Raw genomic sequence first — 22,572 nt, forward strand, 5'->3', positions numbered from 1 at the left:
TCCGCAGGCGCCACCCTCCCCGCACGATCCGACCCCGCACGGCGCAGACCAGTGCGGTCCGACCCCGCACGGCCGTACCAGCGGGGTCCGACCCCGCACGGCACGAATCAGCGCGGTCCGGCCCCGCAGCGGCTCGGCCCCGCAGCTCTCAGGCCGGGCGCAGCCAGATCGTCGCCAGTGGCGGCAACGTCAGCTGGATGCTCGCCGGACGGCCGTGCGAGCCCACCGGCTCGGGCTTCACCGGATCGGTGTTGAGTACGTCGCTCCCGCCGTACCGGAGCGCGTCCGTGTTCAGGACCTCGGTCCACGCCGAGTACTGGTCAGGGACGCCGAGGCGGAACTCCCGGCGCACAACCGGTGAGAAGTGCGAGACGGCGAGCAGGGGCGAGCCCGACGCGTCGTAACGCAGGAACGCGAAGACGTTGTCCTCGCCCGCGTCCCCCTCGACCCACGAGAACCCCTCGGACACCGTGTCGCGCTCCCACAGCGCGGGCGTGGACCCGTACACCGTATTGAGATCGCGGACCAGATCGCGCACACCCCGGTGGTCGACCGCCGCCTCGTACGACGGGTCGAGCAGCCACCAGTCCGGGCCGTGAGCCTCCGACCATTCGGCGCCCTGCGCGAACTCCTGTCCCATGAAGAGCAGTTGTTTGCCGGGGTGCGCCCACATGAAACCGAGATAGGCGCGGTCGTTGGCCCGCTGCTGCCACCAGTCGCCGGGCATCTTGGACACCAAGGCGCCCTTGCCGTGCACGACTTCGTCGTGCGAGATGGGCAACACGTAGTTCTCGCTGTACGCGTACACCATGGAGAACGTCATCTCGCCGTGGTGGTACTTGCGGTGGACGGGCTCCTTCGACACGTAGTCCAGCGAGTCGTGCATCCAGCCCATGTTCCACTTCAGGCCGAAGCCGAGACCGCCGAAGCCGTCGGGGCCGACGATGTGAGTGGCGCGGGTGACGCCGTTCCACGCCGTGGACTCCTCCGCGATGGTCACCACACCGGGACAGCGGCGGTAGACGGTCGCGTTCATCTCCTGGAGGAACGCGACGGCATCCAGATTCTCCCGGCCGCCGCGCTCGTTCGGCGACCACTGGCCGTGCTCGCGCGAGTAGTCGAGGTAGAGCATCGAGGCGACCGCGTCGACGCGCAGCCCGTCGATGTGGAATTCCTCGCACCAGTAAACGGCGTTGGCGACCAGGAAGTTGCGGACCTCCGTGCGGCCGTAGTCGAACTCCAGCGTGCCCCAGTCGGGGTGCTCGGCGCGCTGCGGATCGCTCGGCTCGTACAGCGGCTGTCCGTCGAAGCGGGCGAGCGCCCACTCGTCCTTCGGGAAGTGCGCGGGCACCCAGTCGACGATGACCCCGATGCCCGCGCGGTGCAGGGCGTCCACCAGATGACGGAAGTCGTCAGGGGTGCCCATCCGGGACGTCGGCGCGTAGAAGCCGGTGACCTGGTACCCCCACGAACCGCCGAAGGGGTGCTCGGCGATCGGCATCAACTCCACGTGTGTGAAGCCCAGATCCCTGACATAGGCAGGCAGCTGATCGGCGAGCTGGCGGTATGTCAATCCCGGCCGCCAGGAAGCCAGATGGATCTCGTAAACGGAGAACGGCGCTTCGTGGACGGGACGGTCCGCGCGGTGCGCGAGCCATTCCTCGTCCTGCCACTCGTAGTGTGTCTCCGTGACGATGGAGGCGGTGGCGGGCGGCACTTCGGTACGCCGTGCCATCGGGTCGGCGCGTACGGTGTGCGAGCCGTCCGCCAGGCAGATGTCGAACTTGTACAGCGCGCCCTCGCCGATACCCGGCGCGAACAGCTCCCACACACCCGTGGCACCGAGTGAACGCATCGGAAAGGCCGTGCCGTCCCAGTAGTTGAAGTCCCCGGTGATCCGCACGCCCCGCGCGTTGGGCGCCCAGACGGTGAAGCGGGTACCGGTCACACCCTGGTGCGTCATGGGCCGGGCGCCGAGCGCCTTCCACAACTCCTCGTGCCTGCCCTCACCGATCAGATGCAGATCGAGTTCACCGAGGGCCGGCAGGAAGCGGTACGGGTCCGACACCTCGGCCTCGTCGGCGCCCGCCGTGTCGCCGTACCGGACGAGCAGTGTGTACGCCGGTACCGCGCGCAGCGGCAGCACACCGGAGAAGAAACCGTCGCCGTCGTCGTTCAGCTCGGCCCGCAGGCTGTCCGCCACGACCGTCACGGCACGCGCGAACGGGCGCAGCGTACGGAAAAGCACACCGTCCGGGACGGGATGCGCCCCCAGCAGCCCGTGCGGATCGTGATGCGCCCCGGAGAGCAGCCGCTCCCGGTCGCCGTCGTCCAGCGAATGAGCGGCGCGCGCACGAGATGCGTCGGAGGCGGGCGCGGAGGAAGCCCCGGAGCCGGCGGAGTTCCCCGATCCGGCAGGGGCCCCGGAGCGGGCGGAGTTCCCCGATCCGGCAGGGGCCCCGGAGCGGGCGGAGTTCCCCGATCCGGCAGGGGCCCCGGAACCGCCAGAGGCCCCGGAACCGGCAGCGGATCCAGCGGCAGCCGACGGGGCGCCGGCACCGGGGCCCGGCGCGTGCGTGCGGCGGGCGCGAGCGGGAGGCACCGGTTTCCCGGCCGGTACGGACCCCGAGGCACGCGCCGGGCGGAACGTGGCGGGAAGATCGGGATCGGACGGGAAGTCGGACGGCGGACGGGCGGTCACGGGGGCTGCCTCCTCGGCGTGTTACGCGGATGGGATACAGGTGTGCGGTGACATCAGCCGTCGCCGGCCAGCCGCTCGATCGCCGCCATGGGGACGGGCAGCCAGTCCGGGCGGTGCCTCGCCTCGTACAGCACCTCGTAGACCGCCTTGTCCGTCTCGTACGCGCGCAGCAGCTCGGGCTCCGCGCGCGGGTCGGTGCCCGCCGCGCTCGCGTACCCCTCGCAGAACGCCGACCGGCAGCGCGCCGCCCAGTCGGCCCGCCACGGCTCGTGGGACCGGGCCGCGTAGTCGAAGGAACGGAGCATCCCCGCGACATCGCGGACCGGCGGCTGCGGGCGGCGGCGTTCGGCCAGGGGCCGGGCGGGCTCGCCCTCGAAATCGATGATCGACCACCTGCCGTCCGGCGTACGCAGCGCCTGGCCCAGGTGCAGATCGCCGTGGACGCGCTGCGCGGGCCGCCCGCGCGCCGCCTCACCCAGCTCCGCGAGTGCGTCGAAGGCGTTGCGCAGCCCCGTGACGTACGGCAGCAGCGCGGGCACCGCCTGCGCCGCCGCGTCCAGCCGCTCGGTCATCGCCCCTGCCAGCAGGTGCTGCTGGCTGCGGCCCAGCGTGACCGTCGGCAGGGCGGTCGCGAGAGCGAGGTGCACCTCTGCCGTCGCCCGGCCGAGCGCATGCGCCTCGGAAGTGAACTCACGCCCCTCGGCCAGCGCCGCCAGCGCGAGCTGCCAGCCGTCCTGCGAGCCACGGAGATAGGGCTGGAGGACGCCGAGGGTCAGTGGTTCACCGCTGCCGGAGGGGTCGGACGCCTCGAACCAGGCGACCGGCGCGGGCACCCGGTCGCAGCCCTCGGTGGCCAGCGCGAGCGGCAGTTCCAGATCCGGATGGGGGCCGGGGAACACCCGGCGGAGGATCTTGAGGATGTAGGCGTCGCCGTACACCAGCGACGAATTCGACTGTTCGACGCCGAGCAGACGCGACGGCAGCCCGGCGGGTACGGCGCCCGCGCGGTCGAAGCGGAGCGGCCCCCGCGCGCCGGGGGTACGCAGCCGTTCCAGCAGCAGGTCGGCGAGGCGCGGATCGTGCAGACCCTCGTAGACGGTACGGCCGGCCAGCGGCCCGTGCGCCGCGTGGCCGATCAGCGCGGGCGCGAGCCGGGGCGGCAGGGAATCCCGCACCCCGAGCAGCAACTGGTAGCAGTCACCGGCCAGGGGCGAAGCGGACGCGGGTGAGGAAGCGGCAGGGGCGGGTGAGGGGGCCGGGGGTCTTGTCGTGCCCTGTTGCTCCACCCGTACGAGCAGGTGCAGCAGCCCGGGAACATCGGAATCGGCCTGCTCGGCCCGCTCGTACGGCTGCAGCTCTGTCACCGTCACCGGCACGAAACCGGTGATCCTGCGGCCCTTGCCCGCGAACCATCGCTGCCTGGGCAGCCAGTCGTGGAGCAGGGGAGCGAGCGAGCGGATCAGTTCCGCCGCGTCGGCGGCCGGTACGGCCGCAGGCGCCGTGGGCCTGCGAGTACTCCGGGTGGATGCAGCCTTCGACATGGCATCGCGTCCTTTCCCCGGGCACACCACAGGATCCGCTGAGTGTCCCGGATAGCGGCAATGGCTGTCCGGCTGTGCGGGACGTGTCGGGTGAGGATGGTCCGTACGGGCTCGAATCCGATGGGACCCCAAACGTGTTCGGTGTGCTCGATGTGGGACAGAGTGCCCCGTGCGAGGCGGCGGAAACCGCCTCGCACGCGCTGCATCGGTCAAGATCGGACAACATCGCTCAGCGCTACCGGCGAGAGCGCTTCGGTGGCACGTCGGTGACGCGCCGGTAGCCATGACGCCGGCCGTACGCGTCGCCTCGGCGCGATGCCCCGGAGCCGGAAAGCCCCGGAGACGCGATGCCCCGGAGAAGCCCCGGAGACCGGACACGCCCCGAAGGCGGAGCGCCCCGGAGAAACGTTGCCCCTCGGGAAACATTGCCCCGGAGACGCGATGCCCTAGGAACCCGTGCCCGGGGAAGCCGTGCCGTCGGGAGCGATGCCCTGTGCGGGGGTGATGCCGTGAGCAGGAGCGATGCCTTCAGCAGCACCGACGGCCTCAGGACCCGGCCCCTCCGGCGCCACACCCTCCGGCACCACACCCTCCGGCGCGACGACCTCCTGCGGCGCCACGTCCGTCGGCGTGATGTCCTTCCTCAGCCGGAACCAGTAGAAGCCGTGTCCCGCCAGCGTGAGCAGATACGGCCACTCCCCGATCGCCGGGAACCGCACCCCGCCGATCAGCTCCACCGGATGCCGCCCGTTGAACTCCTTCAGATCCAGCTCCGTGGGCTGCGCGAACCGCGAGAAGTTGTGCACGCACAGCACCAGATCGTCGCCGTTGCCGTCCGCGGACGGCGCCTCGCGCAGGAACGCCAGCACCGCCGGGTTAGAGGACGGCAGCTCGGTGTACGAGCCGAGTCCGAAGGCGGGATTCTGCTTGCGGATCTCGATCATCCGGCGGGTCCAGTGCAGCAGCGAGGACGGCGACGCCATCGCCGCCTCCACGTTGGTGACCTGGTAGCCGTAGACCGGATCCATGATCGTCGGCAGATAGAGCCGCCCCGGGTCGCTGGACGAGAAACCCGCGTTCCGGTCGGGGGTCCACTGCATCGGCGTCCGTACGGCGTCCCGGTCTCCGAGCCAGATGTTGTCGCCCATCCCGATCTCGTCCCCGTAGTAGAGGATCGGGGAGCCGGGCAGCGACAGCAGCAGAGCGGTGAACAGCTCGATCTGGTTGCGGTCGTTGTCCAGCAGCGGGGCGAGACGGCGGCGGATGCCGATGTTGGCGCGCATCCGCGGATCCTTGGCGTACTCCGCGTACATGTAGTCGCGTTCTTCGTCCGTCACCATTTCGAGGGTCAGCTCGTCGTGGTTGCGCAGGAAGATGCCCCACTGGCAGCTCGTCGGGATCGCCGGGGTCTTCGCCAGGATCTCGGAGACCGGGTAGCGGGACTCGCGCCGTACCGCCATGAAGATGCGCGGCATCACCGGGAAGTGGAACGCCATGTGGCATTCGTCGCCGCCCGACTGGTAGTCGCCGAAGTAGTCGACGACGTCCTCGGGCCACTGGTTCGCCTCGGCGAGGATCACCGTGTCGGGGTAGGCGGCGTCGATCTCCTTGCGGACCCGTTTGAGGAATTCGTGGGTCGCAGGAAGGTTTTCGCAGTTGGTTCCTTCCTGCTGGTACAGGTACGGGACGGCGTCCAGCCGGAAGCCGTCGATGCCCAGGTCGAGCCAGAACCGCAGCGCGGAGATGATCTCCTCCTGCACCTTCGGGTTCTCGTAGTTGAGGTCCGGCTGGTGCGAGAAGAAGCGGTGCCAGTAGTACTGCTTGCGCACCGGATCGAAGGTCCAGTTGGACGTCTCCGTGTCGACGAAGATGATCCGGGCGTCCTGGTACTGCTTGTCGTCGTCGGCCCAGACGTAGTAGTCGCCGTAGGGGCCGTCGGGGTCCTTGCGGGACTCCTGGAACCAGTCGTGCTGGTCGCTCGTGTGGTTCATGACGAAGTCGATGATCACGCGCATGCCGCGCTGGTGTGCGGCGTCGACGAATTCCACGAAGTCGGCGAGGTCACCGAACTCGGGGAGCACCGCCGTGTAGTCGGAGACGTCGTAGCCGCCGTCACGCAGCGGCGACTTGAAGAACGGCGGCAGCCAGAGGCAGTCGACGCCCAGCCACTGCAGATAGTCCAGCTTGGCGGTGATGCCCTTGAGGTCACCGATGCCGTCGCCGTTGCTGTCCTGGAACGAACGCACCAGGACCTCGTAGAAGACGGCACGTTTGAACCAGTCGGGATCCCGGTACTTGACCGGGGTGTCCTCGAATGTGTCCGGGACGGGCTCGTTGACGATCATGATGTGGGTGACCCTCCGATCGGCGGGGACGGTCGCAGAACCACGATGTGCGCGGGCGTGACGCCCGGCTCTAGGCGCACATAGTTGGCGCTGCCCCAGTGATAGGTCTCTCCGGTGAGCTCATCACGCACCGGGACGGTCTCGTGCCGGTCGAGGCCGAGCCGCTGCATGTCCAACGAGACCGTCGCCTCCTGGGTGTGGTGCGGGTCGAGGTTGACGACCACGAGAACGATGTTCGAGCCCGAACGCTTGCTGTAGACGATCACCGCGTCGTTGTCGGCGTGGTGGAAGTGGATGTCACGCAGTTGCTGGAGCGCGGGGTTCCGGCGTCTGATCCGGTTGAGGGTCGTGATCAGCGGGGCGATCGTGCGGCCCTCGCGCTCGGCGGCTTCCCAGTCGCGCGGACGCAGCTGGTATTTCTCGGAGTCGAGGTATTCCTCGCTGCCCGGCTTCGCCGGCACGTTCTCGTACAGCTCGTACCCGGCATAGACCCCCCAGGTGGGCACCATCGTGGCAGCCAGGACCGCCCGCGCCTCAAAGGCGGGACGTCCACCGTCCTGAAGATACGCGTGCAAGATGTCAGGCGTGTTGACGAAAAAGTTCGGCCGCATGTACGCGGCGGACTCGCCGGAGAGGTCCGTCAGATAGTCGGTCAGTTCCTGCTTGGTGGTGCGCCACGTGAAGTACGTGTACGACTGCTGGAACCCGACTTTGCCGAGGGTGTGCATCATCGCGGGCCGGGTGAACGCCTCGGCGAGGAAGATGACATCAGGGTCGGTCTTGTTGATATTTCCGATCACTTTCTGCCAAAAGATGACCGGCTTCGTGTGGGGATTGTCGACGCGGAAGATGCGTACGCCGTGGGACATCCAGTAGCGCAGGATCCGGACGGTTTCCCGTACGAGACCGCGCATGTCGCGGTCGAAATCGATCGGGTAGATGTCCTGATACTTCTTCGGCGGGTTCTCGGCATAGGCGATCGAGCCGTCCGCGCGGTGGTGGAACCACTCGGGCCGCTTCGCGACCCACGGATGGTCGGGCGAACACTGGAGGGCGAAGTCGAGCGCGACCTCCATCCGCAGGGTGCGGGCCTTCTCCACGAAGTGGGCGAAGTCCTCGATCGTGCCGAGGTCGGGGTGGATCGCGTCGTGACCGCCCTCCGCCGAGCCGATCGCCCAGGGCACGCCGACATCGTCGGGTCCGGGAGAGAGGCTGTTGTTGGGACCCTTGCGATACGTGGTGCCGATGGGGTGGATCGGTGGCAGATAGACCACGTCGAAACCCATCGCGGCAACGGCGGGCAGTCGCTCGGCGGCCGTTCTGAACGTGCCGCTGACGGGTGGTTCGCCCTTCTTCACCACGGCGCCCTCCGACCGCGGGAACAGCTCGTACCACGAGCCGTACAGCGCGCGCACGCGCTCCACCAGCAGCGGAGCCGGGCGCGAGGCGGTCACCAGCTCGCGCAGCGGGTGCCGGGCGAGAGCGGCGCCGGCCTCCGGGGCCAGCGCGGCGGCCAGCCTGGCGGAGGGCGGCAGCGACTCGTCGCGCAGCGCGTCCACGGCGGCGAGCACCGCCTCACGACCGTCCTTCTTCGGTACGCCCGCGGCGGCGCGCTCCAGCAGTTCGGCGCCCTCCGCCAGCACCAGCGCGGTGTCGATACCGGCCGGAATCTTGATCTGGGCATGATGGCGCCAGGTGGCGACGGGATCGCTCCACGCCTCCACGGTGAAGCTCCAGCGGCCCTCCTCGGTCGGCGTGACCTCGGCGCCCCAGCGGTCGGTGCCTGGCGCGAGTTCACGCATCGGGGTCCAGGGGCCGGGCCGGCCACTGGGATCCATGAGGACGACATTCGCCGCGACCGCGTCATGACCCTCGCGGAAGACGGTCGCGGTGACCTGGAAGGTCTCACCGCTCACCGCTTTCGCGGGGCGTCTGCCGCAGTCGACGAGCGGGCGTACGTCCAGGACGGGAATGCGACCAATCAGCGGTTTCAACGGATCACCTGAGGGCTGTGCGGGCGTGACAGGCAGGGCAGGTCCAGCGGGTTGGCTACTCTGACGGCTACTTTGACGAGGCTTTGCAGTTCTTTGTAGCTGCTTGGTCGACGACTGACGGGCTGCGGGCATGGCCGCTCCTGTCCGCGTTCACTCGAATAGCGCTTGGACGGCGCGTGAATCGGGTGAGGGCGCGCTCGTGTGCCGTGCGTACCGGAGAAGCCTTCCCATCATTTTCGGGTCAGCAATCCGGCGCTCTGTTAACTACTGGGGCGTAGGAAACGAACATGACCCAGTTCCGCGGAGCCGGCCGTAAGGACCGGCCTGCCACGGCCGCGCGATGCCCCAATCCTGTACCGGACAGAGGTTCTGCGCGAGCGTGTTCGACGAACCGCCCACATATCCCGCTTATCCGCGTACGGCGCAGAAACACATGCGGGCGGACGCATGAATTGGCCGTGTTCTGGAGAGAGTGGGGCGACTACCGTCGGAGCCATGGTGCGGCGCACGGCGTGGTGCGTCCCTCCAGGTTCGTCTGTCCCCTGCGAAGGTGGAACACGTGAAGGCAATCCGTCGGTTCACCGTCCGCCCTGTCCTCCCCGAACCTCTACGACCGCTCAGCGATCTGGCGCGTAACCTGCGCTGGTCCTGGCACACCGAGACCCGTGAGCTGTTCCGGGCCGTCGATCCGGACGGCTGGCAGGAGTCGGGCGGCGACCCCGTACGGCTCCTCGGGTCCGTCTCCGCCGCACGTCTCGCCGAGCTGGCCGCCGACCGCCCCTTCCTGGACCGGCTGACGGCGGCCCACGACGACCTGGACACCTACCTGCACGGCGCCCGCTGGTACCAGGAGCGGGACGGCGGGGGCGCGGGCGGCGCCGGACGTGACGGCGGCCTGCCCGCCGCCGTCGGTTACTTCTCGCCGGAGTTCGGCGTCACGGCGGCCCTGCCGCAGTACTCCGGCGGCCTCGGCATCCTTGCCGGCGACCATCTCAAGGCCGCCAGCGACCTCGGCGTCCCCCTCATCGGCGTCGGACTCCTCTACCGGCACGGCTACTTCCGCCAGTCCCTGTCGCGGGACGGCTGGCAGCAGGAGCAGTATCCGGTCCTCGACCCGCACGAACTCCCGCTCACGCTGCTGCGCGAGGTCGACGGCACACCCGCGCAGGTGGCCCTCACCCTGCCGGGCCGGCGGACGCTGCGCGCGTGCGTCTGGCAGGCGCACGTCGGACGGGTCCCGCTGCTGATGCTGGACTCCGACGTCGAGGAGAACGCTCCCGCCGAGCGCGAGGTGACCGACCGGCTCTACGGCGGCGGCAGCGAGCACCGGCTGCTCCAGGAGATGCTGCTCGGCATCGGCGGTGTGCGCGCGGTGCGAACGTTCTGCCGGCTCACCGGACACCCGGCGCCCGAGGTCTTCCACACCAACGAGGGGCACGCCGGCTTCCTCGGCCTGGAGCGCATCCGTGAACTCGCCGACACCGGGCTGGGGTTCGAGGCCGCACTGGAAGCGGTCAGGGCCGGCACCGTCTTCACCACCCATACCCCGGTGCCCGCGGGCATCGACCGTTTCGACCGCTCCCTGGTCGCCCGCCACTTCGGTGACGAGGGTGAACTGCCCGGTGTGGACGTCGAACGCGTCCTCGGGCTCGGACTCGAGACGTATCCCGGCGGGCAGCCCGACCTCTTCAACATGGCCGTGATGGGCCTGCGGCTCGCCCAGCGCGCCAACGGCGTCTCCACCCTGCACGGCGCCGTCAGCCGGGAGATGTTCGCCGGACTCTGGCCGGGATTCGACCCCGAGGAAGTGCCGATCACGTCCGTCACCAACGGCGTGCACGCACCGACCTGGGTCGCCCCCGAGGTCATCGGGCTCGGGGCGCGCCGGATCGGGGTCTCCCGTACGGAGGACGCCCTGTCCGTGGGCGGATCGCCGCGCTGGGACGCCGTCGCCGACATCCCCGGCACCGACATCTGGGACGTACGCCGGTCCCTGCGCGCGCAGTTGGTGACGGAGGTGCGTACACGACTGCGCGCGTCCTGGCGCCTGCGCGGCGCCGCGGAGGCCGAACTGGGCTGGATCGACGGCGTACTCGACCCCGATGTCCTGACGATCGGCTTCGCCAGGCGAGTCCCCTCGTACAAGCGCCTCACGCTGATGCTGCGCGACCGCGAACGGCTGACCCGCCTGCTGCTCGACCCGGAGCGGCCCATCCAGATCGTCGTCGCGGGCAAGGCGCACCCGGCGGACGACGGCGGCAAGCGGCTGGTGCAGGAGCTGGTGAAGTTCGCCGACGACCCGCGAGTGCGCCACCGCATCGTCTTCCTGCCCGACTACGGCATGGGGATGGCGCAGAAGCTCTACCCGGGCTGCGACGTCTGGCTCAACAACCCGCTGCGCCCGCTGGAGGCGTGCGGCACCAGCGGGATGAAGGCGGCGCTCAACGGCTGCCTCAACCTGTCGGTCCTGGACGGCTGGTGGGACGAGTGGTTCGAGCCGGACTTCGGCTGGGCCATCCCCACCGCCGACGGCGCGGCGGCCGACGACGAGAACCGCAGGGACGAGCTGGAGGCCAACGCGCTCTACGAGCTGATCGAGGAGCGCGTCGCACCGCGCTTCTACGACCGGGGTGGCGAGAGCGGGCTGCCCGACCGGTGGATCGAGATGGTCAGGCGCACCCTGGTCAACCTCGGCCCCAAGGTGCTCGCGGGACGGATGGTGCGGGAGTACGTGGAGCGGCTCTACGCCCCGGCCGCGCGCGCCCACCGCGCGCTGGACGCCGGCAGCGCGGCCGATCTCGCGGCCTGGAAGTACCGCACGCGCACCCTGTGGCCGAATGTGTCGGTCGACCACGTCGAGGCCCTGTCCGTCGCTGCCTCCGGCGGCTCGGCGGAACTCGGCTCGACGCTGAGCCTGCGGGTCACCGTCGGCCTCGGCGAACTGCGCCCGGACGACGTCGAAGTGCAGGCGGTCGCGGGCCGGGTCGGCTCCGACGACGCGATCGCGGACGCGCACACCTTCCCGCTCAAGCCGGTCGGCGGGCCCGAGGAGGGCCGCTGGGTGTACGAGGGGCCGCTCGCCCTGGACCGTACGGGGCCCTTCGGTTACACGGTCCGGGTGCTGCCCGCGCATCCGCTGCTCGCGTCGAGCGCGGACCTCGGCCTCGTCACCCTGCCGACGGAGGTGCCGGGGGACGGCGCCGGGGTGCTGATGCGCTGAGCGGTCACCGTTTTCAGGGCCGGGTCCCCGCGGGGACCCGGCCCTTCGCGTACAGCCGGGTCTCCCACGGGGCACGGCCTTTCCTGCGCGCCTCTGTTCGTATTGGTCCAGACCTTGACGCCGTGGGGGGATGGCTTTAGGTTCCTCATCCCAACAGGGTTCACAACTCCATTCAACGTTCATGTCCATGAATGAAGTTGAGGAACATCCATGGAATCCATTGACCGGAAGGCACCCCCCAGATGCTCCCCGGAATGATCCCCAGAGTCCTCGGTCTCGCCGCCGCCCTGGCGGGGGTGACCGCCGCTTTGGCGGCGCCCGCCTCGGCCGCGAAGGCGGCCCCGCAGCCGGCGGCCGTGCGGGCCCAGCAGGCGGCCGTCGCACCCGCCCCCGCGAACTTCACCCACCCCGGCGTGAACCTCAACACCGCGCAGCTCGACTTCGTACGCTCCAAGGTGCAGGCGGGCGCGCAGCCGTGGAAGGCCGCGTACGACCAGATGATGGGGAGTTCCTATGCCTCCCTGTCGCGAACGGCCAAGCCTCGCGCGAACGTCGAGTGCGGCTCGTACTCCAACCCCAACAACGGCTGCACGGACGAACGCGAGGACGCGATCGCCGCGTACACGGACGCGCTCGCCTGGTACATCACACGCGACGACCGGTACGCGCAGAAGTCCATCGAGCTGATGGACGCGTGGTCCAATTCCATCAAGCAGCACACCAACAGCAACGCGCCGCTCCAGACCGGCTGGGCCGGCTCGTCGTGGCCGAAGGCCGCCGAGATCATCAAGCGCGTCCACGGCGGCTGGTCCAACTCGGGCCGCTTCGACACGATGTTGCGTGACGTCTACCTGCCCACGCTCATCAAGGGCTCCAATTCCAACGGGAACTGGGAGCTGACGATGGTGGAGGCGGCCACCAGCATCGCCGTCTACCTCGACGACAAGACCAGCTACGACAAGGCGATCAGCCTCTACCTGGCGCGTGTTCCGGCCTATGTCTACCTGGCCTCGGACGGCGACCTGCCCAAGACCGTACCGAGCCAGAACCTCGACACCCGCGCCAAGATCGTCAGCTACTGGCAGGGGCAGGGCACGTTCGGCGCCTCGATGACCGGTCTCACGCAGGAGACCTGCCGCGACTTCGTCCACACGGGCTACGGCATCTCGTCCATCTCCCATGTCCTGGAGACGTCCAGGATTCAGGGCCAGGACCTCTTCCCGCAGGTCGGTGAGCGGCTGCGGCAGGCGCTCGGCTTCCAGTCGAGGTACGAGATCCAGGCCGAGCCCGTGCCGTCGAACCTGTGCGGGGGCGGTGTGACCCGCGGTCTGGGACCGATCACCGAGGTCGGCTTCAACAACCTCAACACCCTGCACGGCACGGCGATGACCAACACCCAGAAGCTCACCGAGCAGCAGCGGCCCGCCGGGACCAACAACCTGTTCGTGGCCTGGGAGACCCTGACCAACGCGCAGAACCCCAACTGACCTCACGGCGCACGCGCGATGCGGCCGCCCGGGGTGCGTGGACCCCGGGCGGCCGCGGCCTGCTTCGCTCAGAAGGTGAGCTTGAAGCTGTTGATACGGCCGGTGTCGCCCGAGGCGACGTCCTGGACCTTCAGCTTCCACGTGCCGTTCGCCGTCACCGAGGACGCGTTGACCGTGTACGTCGCGATGACGTTGTCCGCAGAGTCCGACGCGCTGGAGTTCTTCAGCCGGTACGTCGTCCCGTCCGGCGCCACCAGGTCGATGACCAGGTCGCCGCGCCAGGTGTGCGTGATGTTCACGTCCACCTTGAGGGCCGCGGGGGCCTTGCCCGAGATGCCGGTGACGTCGACCGACGACGTGACGGCCGCGCCATTGTCCGGGATGGAGACCGCGGTGGTGTTCTGGAAGACGGTGCCGTCGCCCGGGGCCGGATCACCGCCGCCACCGGGGCGGGTGCCGACGTTGACCCCGGCCCACGCGTTCGCGACGGCCGTGTACTCGGCGCTCGTCGTGCCGTACAGCTCACCGGCGGCCGCCAGGGTGCCGGTGCGGGCCGCCGCGTAGTTCGTGGTGCTGGTGAACTTCGTGGAGAGTGCCTTGAACCAGATCTGCTCCGCCTTCGCCCGGCCGATGCCGGTCACCGGCAGGCCGTCGGAGGTCGGCGAGTTGTAGCTGACACCGCCGATGACCTTGGCGCCGCTGCCCTCGGAGAGCAGGTAGAAGAAGTGGTTCGCGATGCCCGAGGAGTAGTGGACATCGAGGTTGCCGACACCGGAGTACCAGGAGTCCGCGGAGCCGCCGTCCTTGCTCGGCTTGTCCATGTAACGCAGCGGCGAGCCGTCGCCGTTGATGTCGATCTTCTCGCCGATGAGGTAGTCGCCGGGGTCGTTCGCGTTGTTGGCGTACCACTCGACGGCGGTCCCGAAGATGTCCGAGGTGCCCTCGTTGAGGCCGCCGGACTCACCGCTGTAGACGAGGCCGGCCGTGGCGGCGGTGACGCCGTGGGACATCTCGTGTCCCGCCACGTCGACGGCGGTCAGCGGGGCCTTGTTCTGTGCGCCGTCGCCATACGTCATGCAGAAGCAGGAGTCGTCCCAGAAGGCGTTGACGTAGCTGTTGCCGTAGTGCACCCGGGAGTACGCGGCGACGCCGTTGCCCTTGATGCCGGTGCGGCCGTGCACGTTCTTGTAGTAGTCCCAGGTGAGACCCGCGCCGTAGGCGGCGTCGGCGGCGGGCGTCTCCTGGTTGGTCGGAGTGCCGTCGCCCCAGACGTCGTCGGGGCCCGAGAGCAGCGTGCCCTTCCCGCTCGACGTGGTGTTCTTCAGCGTGAACGTCTGGTGCCCGCCGCGTCCCGCGTCGGTGAGGTTGTACGTCGAACCCGACTGCGTGGACCCGAGCGTGACCTGACCGCTGAACTCGGTGTTGCCGATGCCCGTCTCGATGCCCTGGTACTGGAAGAGCTTCTTGCCGGTGGTGGCGTCGGTGATGACGTGCAGCTGATTGGGGGTGCCGTCCTCCTGGAGCCCGCCGACGACGGTCTCGTACGCGAGGACGGGGGAGCCCTGCGCCAGCCAGACGACCTTGCGCGGTGCGCTGTCGGGGCTGGTGCTCTTCGACCCCTCCGCGGCGGCGGCGCCGAGCGCCTGCTTCTGCGCGGTGGCCGGGGTGACGCCTGCGGTGGTGTCGACGTTCTTCAGGGCGGCGTCGGAAGCCTTGGTGACGGACTCGGTCGTGCCCGCCTTCGACTCGACGACGAGGTCGCCGCCGAGGACCGGAAGGCCGTCATAGGTACGTTCGTACCGGGTGTGGGTGGTGCCGTCGATGTCCTGGACGACATCGCGGACGGCAAGTTTCTCCAGGGACCCGAGGCCGAGTTCCCTGGCCTTGGCGGTGGTGCCGGCTTCGGCCTGGGATATCAGCGCGGCCCGCTGGGCGGGGGAGAGCGCGCGCGGCAGGGCGCCGGGGTGGGCGGTCCGGGCGGCCTGCGAGGCCAGTGCGGCCGGCAGAGCGGGTGCGGCGGCGTCGGTCTGCGCGGCCGAGGCCGGGACAGCGACGGAGAGAAGGGCTGCTGCTGCGATCAGAGCGCCGGTCGCTGTGGCGCGACGGCTGGGCGTGGGTCTCACGCGAACTCCTTCTGCGAGGGGGGTACCGGGCCGCCTGGTGGGTGGCCCGGACGTAGCAAGCGGAGCGAGTTGGTGCGAGGAACGGGGGAAGCGTCGCAGGGCGGCGCTTTACTGTCAGGAGCGCGTCAATAACTTGGCCGGAACTCGGCCTCGGCCCGGATGTTGTCGCTCATTAAGCGGACGTTTCATGGAGCAACATGGCCGCGTCGACGGGGGTTTGCCGCAACGGCGGCGGGCGTGCCTTGTGTGAACGGAGTGTGTGGCGGAGGCTGCGTCCGGGCCGGGCCGCGCATGTCGACTCGTGGCTTGTTGTGGACCCTCGCGAACCCTGATATACGGCAGTCCGTACTGATCAGATGACACTGGACAGTTTGGACTGAAGGTTTTACCGTGCGACGTATGGAAGAGAGCAGGGGAGAGACCCCCGGGGGAATTTCCGAGTCGGCCGCACGCGCCGCGCGCGATCTGCGAGTGGTGGTCGGCAGGGTGCGCCGCCGGGCCAAAGAGGTGTCGGGCAACGACGAGCTCACGCCCTCACAGACCTCCGTGGTCAGCCGGCTGGCCAGAGCGGGGGCCGCGTCGGCCAGTGGTCTGGCGGCTGCCGAGGGGGTCCGCCCGCAGTCGATGGCGGCCATCCTCGCGGCGCTCGACGAGCGGGGGCTGATCCGGCGCAGGCCGGACCCCGACGACGGCCGGCGGCAGCTGGTCTCGCTGAGCGAGGCGGGGCGCGAGCTGCACCAGGGCGGCCGGCAGGCACGCGAGGAATGGCTGACGCGCTCGCTCCAGGATCTCTACACCGAGTCCGAGCGGCGCACCATCAACGAGGCGCTGGCCCTGCTGGAACGGCTGACGAACCCGTGACCGGGGTTTGCGGGGGCCGGGCGTGTCCGCTCACGCGACGGCCGGGCGTGACGGCGCTCTCGTACGCCCCACGCACCCGGCACACTCCACGCACGCGGAACGAGAGAGGCTCCACATGGCCGGCGGGCTGATAGCGAGGACACTGGGTCACGCCAGGAACGGCCGCCCCCGGCACGGCCGTTCCGCCGACGACCGCTACAAATGGATGGCCCTGTCGAACACGACCGCCGCCGTGTTCATGTCGCAACTCGACGGCTCCATCGTCATCATCGCGCTGCCGGCGATCTTCCGCGGCATCCACCTGGACCCGCTGGCGCCCGGCAACGTCGTCTACCTGCTGTGGATGATCATGGGGTACCGGCTGGTCCAGGCCGTGCTCGTGGTCGCCGTCGGCCGCCTCGGTGACATGTTCGGCCGGGTCAGGATCTACAACTCCGGTTTCGCCGTGTTCACCGTGGCCTCCGTCCTGTTGTCCTTCGACCCGTTCACCGGCGGCCACGGAGCGATGTGGCTGATCGGCTGGCGGATGCTCCAGGCGGTCGGCGGGTCCATGCTCCAGGCCAACTCGGCGGCCATCCTGACCGACGCGTTCCCGCGCGAGCAGCGCGGATTCGCGCTGGGCATCAACCAAGTCGCCGGGATGGCGGGCATGTTCATCGGGCTGGTCGCGGGAGGAGTGCTGGCCGCCCTGGACTGGCGGGCGGTCTTCTGGGTCAACGTGCCCGTCGGTGTCTTCGGCACCCTGTGGGCCTACCGCAAACTCCGCGACACCGGCGACCGCAGGCCCGGCCGGATCGACTGGTGGGGCAACATCACGTTCGCCGTCGGACTGGCCGCCGTCCTGATCGGCATCACCAACGGCATCCAGCCGTACGGCGATCACTCCATGGCCTGGACGAACCCGTCGGTCTACGGCCTGCTCGCCGTGGGCGCGGCCCTGCTCGTGGCGTTCGCGGTGATCGAGACCAGGGTCGCCGAGCCGATGTTCCAGCTCACCCTGTTCCGGATCCGGGCCTTCACCGTCGGCAATGCCACGGGATTCGTCGTGGCCGTCGCACGCGGCGGGCTCCAGTTCGTGCTGATCATCTGGCTCCAGGGGATCTGGCTGCCGCTGCACGGCTACGACTACGCCGACACGCCTTTGTGGGCCGGTATCTTCCTGCTGCCCATGACCGTCGGCTTCCTCGTCTCGGGCCCCGTCTCCGGATTCCTCTCCGACCGGTTCGGCGCCCGGCGGTTCGCCACCGCGGGCCTGCTCGTCTTCGCCGGCAGTTTGATCGGCCTGATGCTGCTGCCCGTCGACTTCCCCTACTGGGCCTTCGCGACGCTGATCACGGCGAACGGGATCGGCGTCGGCATGTTCAGCTCGCCCAACTCCTCGTCGATCATGGGCAGTGTGCCCGCACAGCAGCGCGGCGCGGCGTCCGGCATGCGCGCGACGTTCCAGAACTCCGGTACGTCGCTGTCGATCGGGGCGTTCTTCTCGCTCATGATCGCGGGACTGGCGAGCACGCTTCCGCACACACTGACGAGCGGCCTGCAACAGCAGGGCGTACCGCACGGCATCGCCGAACAGGCCGGCTCCCTCCCACCGGTCTCCTCGCTGTTCGCAGCGATGCTCGGCGTCAACCCGATCGAACACCTGCTGGCCCCCAGCGGGATCCTCTCCACGCTCACGCACGCGCACCAACAGACCCTGACCGGAAGGGAGTTCTTCCCGCACCTGGTGGCGGGTCCGTTCCACCACGGCCTGGTGGTGGTATTCGCCGCGGCCGCAGGACTCTCCCTGCTGGCGGCCTTCGCCTCAACACTGCGCGAAGCCCGCGCCAAGCCGCACGCGGAACACGCCGCCGACGCGGCGCCGGAGGAGGCTGCCACGTCGGCGCCGCCGGACGCGGCGGGGTGAGAGTGGGAGGGGCGGCCCGCAGTGAGGGCCCGGGCACGTCAGCTCGGACGGGCCGGCGGCAGCGCTTCCAGCATCCTGGTGGCCGCGGCGACGCGGAAGGCACCCATGTGTGAGATCACCGAGTCGTCGCGGGCGATGGCCTCGGCGAGGATGTGAACACCGGATCCGGCCTCATGACGGGTCCCGGCGGCTACGGCCGACCGGTGACTATGCGGTCTTGGCGGCCTCCGCGGCGCGTGCTGAGACGGCGTCGGCCGCGCGTCGGCTGTGGCCGGCGAGCTTCCAGCCGGCGAGCCGTGCGGCCGGGGCGGGGGTCGGCGGGAAGACACCGAGTTGGCCGAGCATGGTCATGTCGTCGCGGACGGCCTCGTGCCCGACCACCTTCCCGTCGCGCACGGTCGGCACGCCCGCGGAATCGTGCGATGGTCCGTCCGTTGTCCGTCTCGCAGGGGCGCTGCCCATCGAAACGCGGAACCTGCAGGTCCGGCCGTTACGACCGAGCCTGCAGGTCCGGCCGTTACGACAGGCTGTCGCGCCAGGCTCGGTGGAGGCCGGCGAAGCGGCCTTCGCCGGCGATCAGGTCGGCCGGGGTGCCGTCCTCGACCACGCGGCCCGACTCCATCACCAGGACCCGGTCCGCGATCTCCACCGTGGAGAGCCGGTGGGCGATCACCACCGCCGTGCGGCCGTGCAGCACCGTGTCCATCGCGCGCTGTACGGCCCGTTCGCCCGGGATGTCCAGCGAGCTGGTCGCCTCGTCGAGGATCAGTACCGCCGGGTCCGCGAGCAACGCGCGGGCGAACGCGACCAGTTGGCGCTGACCCGCCGAGATGCGGCCGCCTCTCTTGCGTACGTCCGTGTCGTAGCCGTCCGGCAGGCCCGTGATGAAGTCGTGGGCGCCGATGGCCTTCGCGGCGTGCTCGATGTCCTCGCGGGTGGCCTCGGGGCGGCCGATGGCGATGTTCTCCGCGACCGTTCCCGAGAAGAGGAACGCCTCCTGCGTCACCATCACGACACCGCGCCGCAGTTCGGGAGTGTCGAGATCGCGCAGGTCGACCCCGTCGAGCAGAACGCGGCCCCGCGTGGGGTCGTAGAAGCGGGCCAGCAGCTTGGCCAGGGTGGACTTGCCCGCGCCCGTCGAGCCCACGACCGCCACCGTCTGGCCCGCCGGGATCGTCAGGTCGAAGCGCGGCAGGATCTCGCCGCCCGTGCGGTAGCCGAATCCGACGCCGTCGAAGACGACCTCGCGGCCCGGGAACTCGCCCGTGAGCACCGGAAGCGGTCGAGGGTCCGCGGTTTCCGGCACCGTCGGGGTCTGGGCCAGCAGGCCGGCGATCTTCTCCAGGGAAGCGGAGGCCGACTGGTAGGAGTTGAGGAACATCCCCAGCCGGTCGATCGGGTCGTACAGCCGCCGCAGGTACAGCACCGCCGCCGCCAGCACACCGAGCGCGAGCGTGCCGTCCGCCACCCGGTAGGCGCCCCACAGCACGATCCCCGCGACCGCGGTGTTGGCGACGAGCCGGGAGCCCGACACGTAACGGGCCATCTCCAGGAGCGCGTCACCATTGGTGCGTTCCGCCCTGCGGTTGAGCGTGTGGAACTGCGCGTCGTTGGCGCGCTCGCGGCGGAACGCCTGCACCGGCCTGATGCCGTTCATCGTCTCCGTGAACTTCACGATGACGTCGGCCGTCGCGGTGGAGCGGCCGCTGAAGATCCGCGCGGCCCGGCGCTGGTAGAGCCGTACCAGCAGATACAGCGGAACGAACGAGAGCACGGCCAGCGCGCCGATGCCGAGGTCCAGATAGAGCAGCATGCCGGAGATGTAGACGAACGCCAGCACCACGCCGATGAGTTCTTGGAGTCCTTCGCTCAACAGCTCGCGCAGCGACTCCACATCGGTGGTCGACCGGGAGATCAGCCGTCCCGAGGTGTACCGCTCGTGGAAGTCCACACTCAGCGCCTGGGCGTGCCGGAAGATCCGCTCGCGCAGTTCGAGCAGCACATCCTGGTTGACCCGCGCCGATGTGTTGATGAACGCGTACTGGAACGCGCCGGAGGCCACCGCGCAGAGCAGATACCCCAGGCCGACAGCGAGCAACGGCCCGTGATCGCCGTCGCGGATGGCGGGGACACCGCTGTCGATGGCGTACGCGACGATCAGCGGGCCCGCCTGGGCCGCGGCCTGCTGGAGCAGCAGGAACACCACGGCGGTCGTGACCCGCGCGCGCCGGGCGCTCAGCAGTGATCGCAGCAGCGCGCCGGTGGCACCCGGAGGCGCGGGCAGTTCGTCGCGGTCGAACGGGTCGTCGGACGGGGCCGGCGCCTTTACGGCGTCCGCAGCCGCGTCGGTGTCCGCGTCGGCATCAGCAGCCGTATCCGTATCCGCCGCCACAACAGCGGCCGACCCCGCGTCGGCCGGTCCGCGCTCGCCGCCCGGTTCCTCGTCCTCGGGCTCCCGGGTGTCCGTGCTGGTCGACGTCGTCATCGGGCGCTCTCCTCAACAGCACCGGCCATCAGCCAGGCGTACTCCTCGCTGCTCCGCAGCAGTTCCTGATGGGTCCCCACGGCCACGATCCGGCCCGCGGAGACCAGCGCCACCCGGTCGGCGAGCATCACCGTCGAAGGACGGTGCGCCACGACGAGCGCGGTCGTCTCTTCGAGCACCCGCCGCAGCGCCGCCTCGACCAGGGCTTCCGTGTGCACGTCCAGCGCGGAGAGCGGATCGTCGAGCACCAGGAAGCGCGGCCTGCCGACCACCGCCCTGGCCAGCGCGAGCCGCTGGCGCTGGCCGCCGGAGAGGCTGAGGCCCTGCTCGCCGACCTCCGTCGCCACCCCCGCGGGCAGCTGGTGCACGAAGTCGGCCTGGGCGGTGTCCAGCGCCCGCAGCAACGCGTCCTCGCCGGCGTCCGCCGCGCCCATCAGGACGTTCTCCCCGACGGTGGCCGAGAACAGCGTCGGCTCCTCGAACGCCACCGACACCAGCTCGCGCAGCCGTTCGCGCGGCATCAGCGAGATGTCCTCGCCGTCGAGCGTGATCCGCCCGGTGGTCGCGTCATGCAGGCGCGGCACGAGCGCCGTCAGCGTCGTCTTGCCCGAACCGGTGGCCCCGACGAGGGCCATCGTCTCACCGGACCTGATGTGCAGATCGATCTCCGCCAGCACCGGTACGGAGCCGTCCTCCGCGTCCGGATAACGGAACGACACGCCTTCGAAGCGCAGCCCGTCCGCCTCGCGCGCCGCCTTCTCCGGCGCCGCCGAGGGCTCGGGCCCGGCCTCCTCCGGCTCGTCCATCACCTCGAAGAACCGCGTGGTCGCCGTCGCCGAATCCTGGGTCATCGCCAGCAGGAACCCGATCGACTCCACCGGCCAGCGCAGCGCCAGCGCCGTCGACAGGAACGCGACCAGCGTGCCCGCCGAGAGGTCGCCGTCCGCGACCTGAACCGTGCCGAGCACCAGCGCGGCGCCGATGGCCAGTTCGGGCAGGGTCGTGATCAGCGCCCAGATGCCCGCGAGCAGCCGCGCCTTGCCCAGCTCCGTGGCGCGCAGCTTCGTCGTCAGTTCACGGAAGGCGAGCGCCTGGCTGCGATGGCGTCCGAAGCCCTTGACGATCCGGATGCCGAGCACGCCCTCCTCGACCACCGTCGTGAGATCGCCGACCTGGTCCTGCGCCTTCCGTGCGACCAGGGAGTACCGGGACTCGAAGAGCGAGCAGAGGATGACCAGCGGCACCACGGGAGCCAGCAGGACAAGACCGAGCGTCCACTGCTGCGCCAGCAGGATGACGAAACCGACCAGGATCGTCACGCCGTTGACCAGCAGGAAGGTCAGGGGGAAGGCCAGGAACATCCGCAGCAGCATGAGGTCGGTCGTCCCGCGCGACAGCAGCTGGCCGGACGGCCAGCGGTCGTGGAACGACACCGGGAGCCGTTGCAGATGCCGGTAGAGGTCGGCGCGCATGCCCGCCTCGACCCCGGCCAGCGGCCTCGCCACCAGCCAGCGCCGCAGCCCGAACAGGCCCGCCTCCGCGATACCGAGCAGCAGCAGATACAGCGCGCCGCGCCATATGCCCGACGTGTCCCGGTGGGTGACCGGACCGTCCACCATCCACTTCAGGACGAGCGGTATCACCAGGCTGAGGCAGGACGCGACAATCGCTATGAAAGCCGCGCTCGACAGGCGGACGCGCACCGGGCGCACGTACGGCCAGAGCCGCAGCAGGGTGCGCACGGTGGACGGGGATTCGGCGGGAGCGGGAGTCTCGGACATCAGGGGCGAGCCTACGGTTCACCACTGACATCGCTCACGTGGTTTTCCCGACATCCTGGGCGCTTGACGGGAAGCCTCCCAGGTCGTAGGCGCGTCCGGACCATCTCGGACGATCGGCCGACCGAGTG

The 22,572-nt window shown here is 69.9% G+C and carries 11 protein-coding genes and 1 pseudogene; 4 read left to right on the forward strand and 8 right to left on the reverse strand.

Annotation, left to right across the window (positions count from 1 at the left end; translation table 11 throughout):
- Positions 1-148 precede the first annotated feature (148 nt).
- The 4 genes and pseudogenes from glgB to ACIP6N_RS27240 form a co-directional block, all read right to left on the reverse strand.
- Positions 149-2,335 carry a 1,4-alpha-glucan branching enzyme gene (glgB, locus tag ACIP6N_RS27225; protein ID WP_401819909.1) on the reverse strand — a complete coding sequence of 729 codons (2,187 nt, stop codon included), beginning with the start codon at positions 2,333-2,335 and terminating at the stop codon, positions 149-151.
- 419 nt (positions 2,336-2,754) lie between these two features.
- Entirely contained in the window at positions 2,755-4,242 is a 1,488-nt protein-coding gene (locus ACIP6N_RS27230) for a maltokinase (RefSeq protein ID WP_401819830.1), read from the reverse strand.
- A 626-nt stretch (positions 4,243-4,868) separates the two neighbouring features.
- Positions 4,869-6,587 (reverse strand): annotated as a pseudogene (treS, locus tag ACIP6N_RS27235) (maltose alpha-D-glucosyltransferase); the annotation flags it as partial.
- Entirely contained in the window at positions 6,584-8,572 is a 1,989-nt protein-coding gene (locus ACIP6N_RS27240) for an alpha-1,4-glucan--maltose-1-phosphate maltosyltransferase (RefSeq protein WP_401819911.1), read from the reverse strand. The gene ACIP6N_RS27240 and the pseudogene treS, both read right to left, overlap by 4 nt.
- 568 nt (positions 8,573-9,140) lie before the next feature.
- On the opposite strand from ACIP6N_RS27240, the gene glgP reads away from it, so the two are divergent.
- The gene (gene glgP / locus ACIP6N_RS27245) at positions 9,141-11,801 is read left to right on the forward strand and encodes an alpha-glucan family phosphorylase (RefSeq protein ID WP_401819832.1); all 2,661 of its coding nucleotides are present in this window, start codon (positions 9,141-9,143) and stop codon (positions 11,799-11,801) included.
- A 242-nt stretch (positions 11,802-12,043) separates the two neighbouring features.
- Positions 12,044-13,288, forward strand: a complete 1,245-nt coding sequence (locus ACIP6N_RS27250) for an alginate lyase family protein (protein ID WP_401819834.1) — start codon at positions 12,044-12,046, stop codon at positions 13,286-13,288.
- Positions 13,289-13,356: 68 nt separating this feature from the next.
- Here ACIP6N_RS27250 and ACIP6N_RS27255 read toward each other — a convergent pair whose 3' ends face one another.
- Positions 13,357-15,411 (reverse strand): M4 family metallopeptidase, encoded by a 2,055-nt coding sequence (locus ACIP6N_RS27255; protein WP_401819836.1) that lies wholly within the window; start codon positions 15,409-15,411, stop codon positions 13,357-13,359.
- Positions 15,412-15,810: 399 nt separating this feature from the next.
- Between ACIP6N_RS27255 and ACIP6N_RS27260 the strand changes: the two genes are divergently transcribed.
- On the forward strand, positions 15,811-16,272 hold the full coding sequence (locus ACIP6N_RS27260) for a MarR family winged helix-turn-helix transcriptional regulator (RefSeq protein ID WP_401819839.1): 462 nt from the start codon (positions 15,811-15,813) through the stop codon (positions 16,270-16,272).
- Positions 16,273-16,477: 205 nt separating this feature from the next.
- The gene (locus tag ACIP6N_RS27265) at positions 16,478-18,178 is read left to right on the forward strand and encodes an MFS transporter (RefSeq protein WP_401819914.1); all 1,701 of its coding nucleotides are present in this window, start codon (positions 16,478-16,480) and stop codon (positions 18,176-18,178) included.
- A 207-nt stretch (positions 18,179-18,385) separates the two neighbouring features.
- Here the strand turns inward: ACIP6N_RS27265 and ACIP6N_RS27270 are convergent, their stop codons facing one another.
- From ACIP6N_RS27270 to ACIP6N_RS27280, 3 genes are all read right to left on the reverse strand, one after another.
- Entirely contained in the window at positions 18,386-18,583 is a 198-nt protein-coding gene (locus ACIP6N_RS27270) for a hypothetical protein (RefSeq protein ID WP_401819841.1), read from the reverse strand.
- Positions 18,584-18,695: 112 nt separating this feature from the next.
- Entirely contained in the window at positions 18,696-20,663 is a 1,968-nt protein-coding gene (locus ACIP6N_RS27275) for an ABC transporter ATP-binding protein (protein WP_401819842.1), read from the reverse strand.
- Entirely contained in the window at positions 20,660-22,444 is a 1,785-nt protein-coding gene (locus ACIP6N_RS27280) for an ABC transporter ATP-binding protein (RefSeq protein WP_401819844.1), read from the reverse strand. Before ACIP6N_RS27280 ends, ACIP6N_RS27275 begins: the two co-directional genes overlap by 4 nt.
- Positions 22,445-22,572 lie beyond the last annotated feature (128 nt).

The organism is Streptomyces sp. NPDC088725 (assembly GCF_044751305.1).
Taxonomy (GTDB): domain Bacteria; phylum Actinomycetota; class Actinomycetes; order Streptomycetales; family Streptomycetaceae; genus Streptomyces.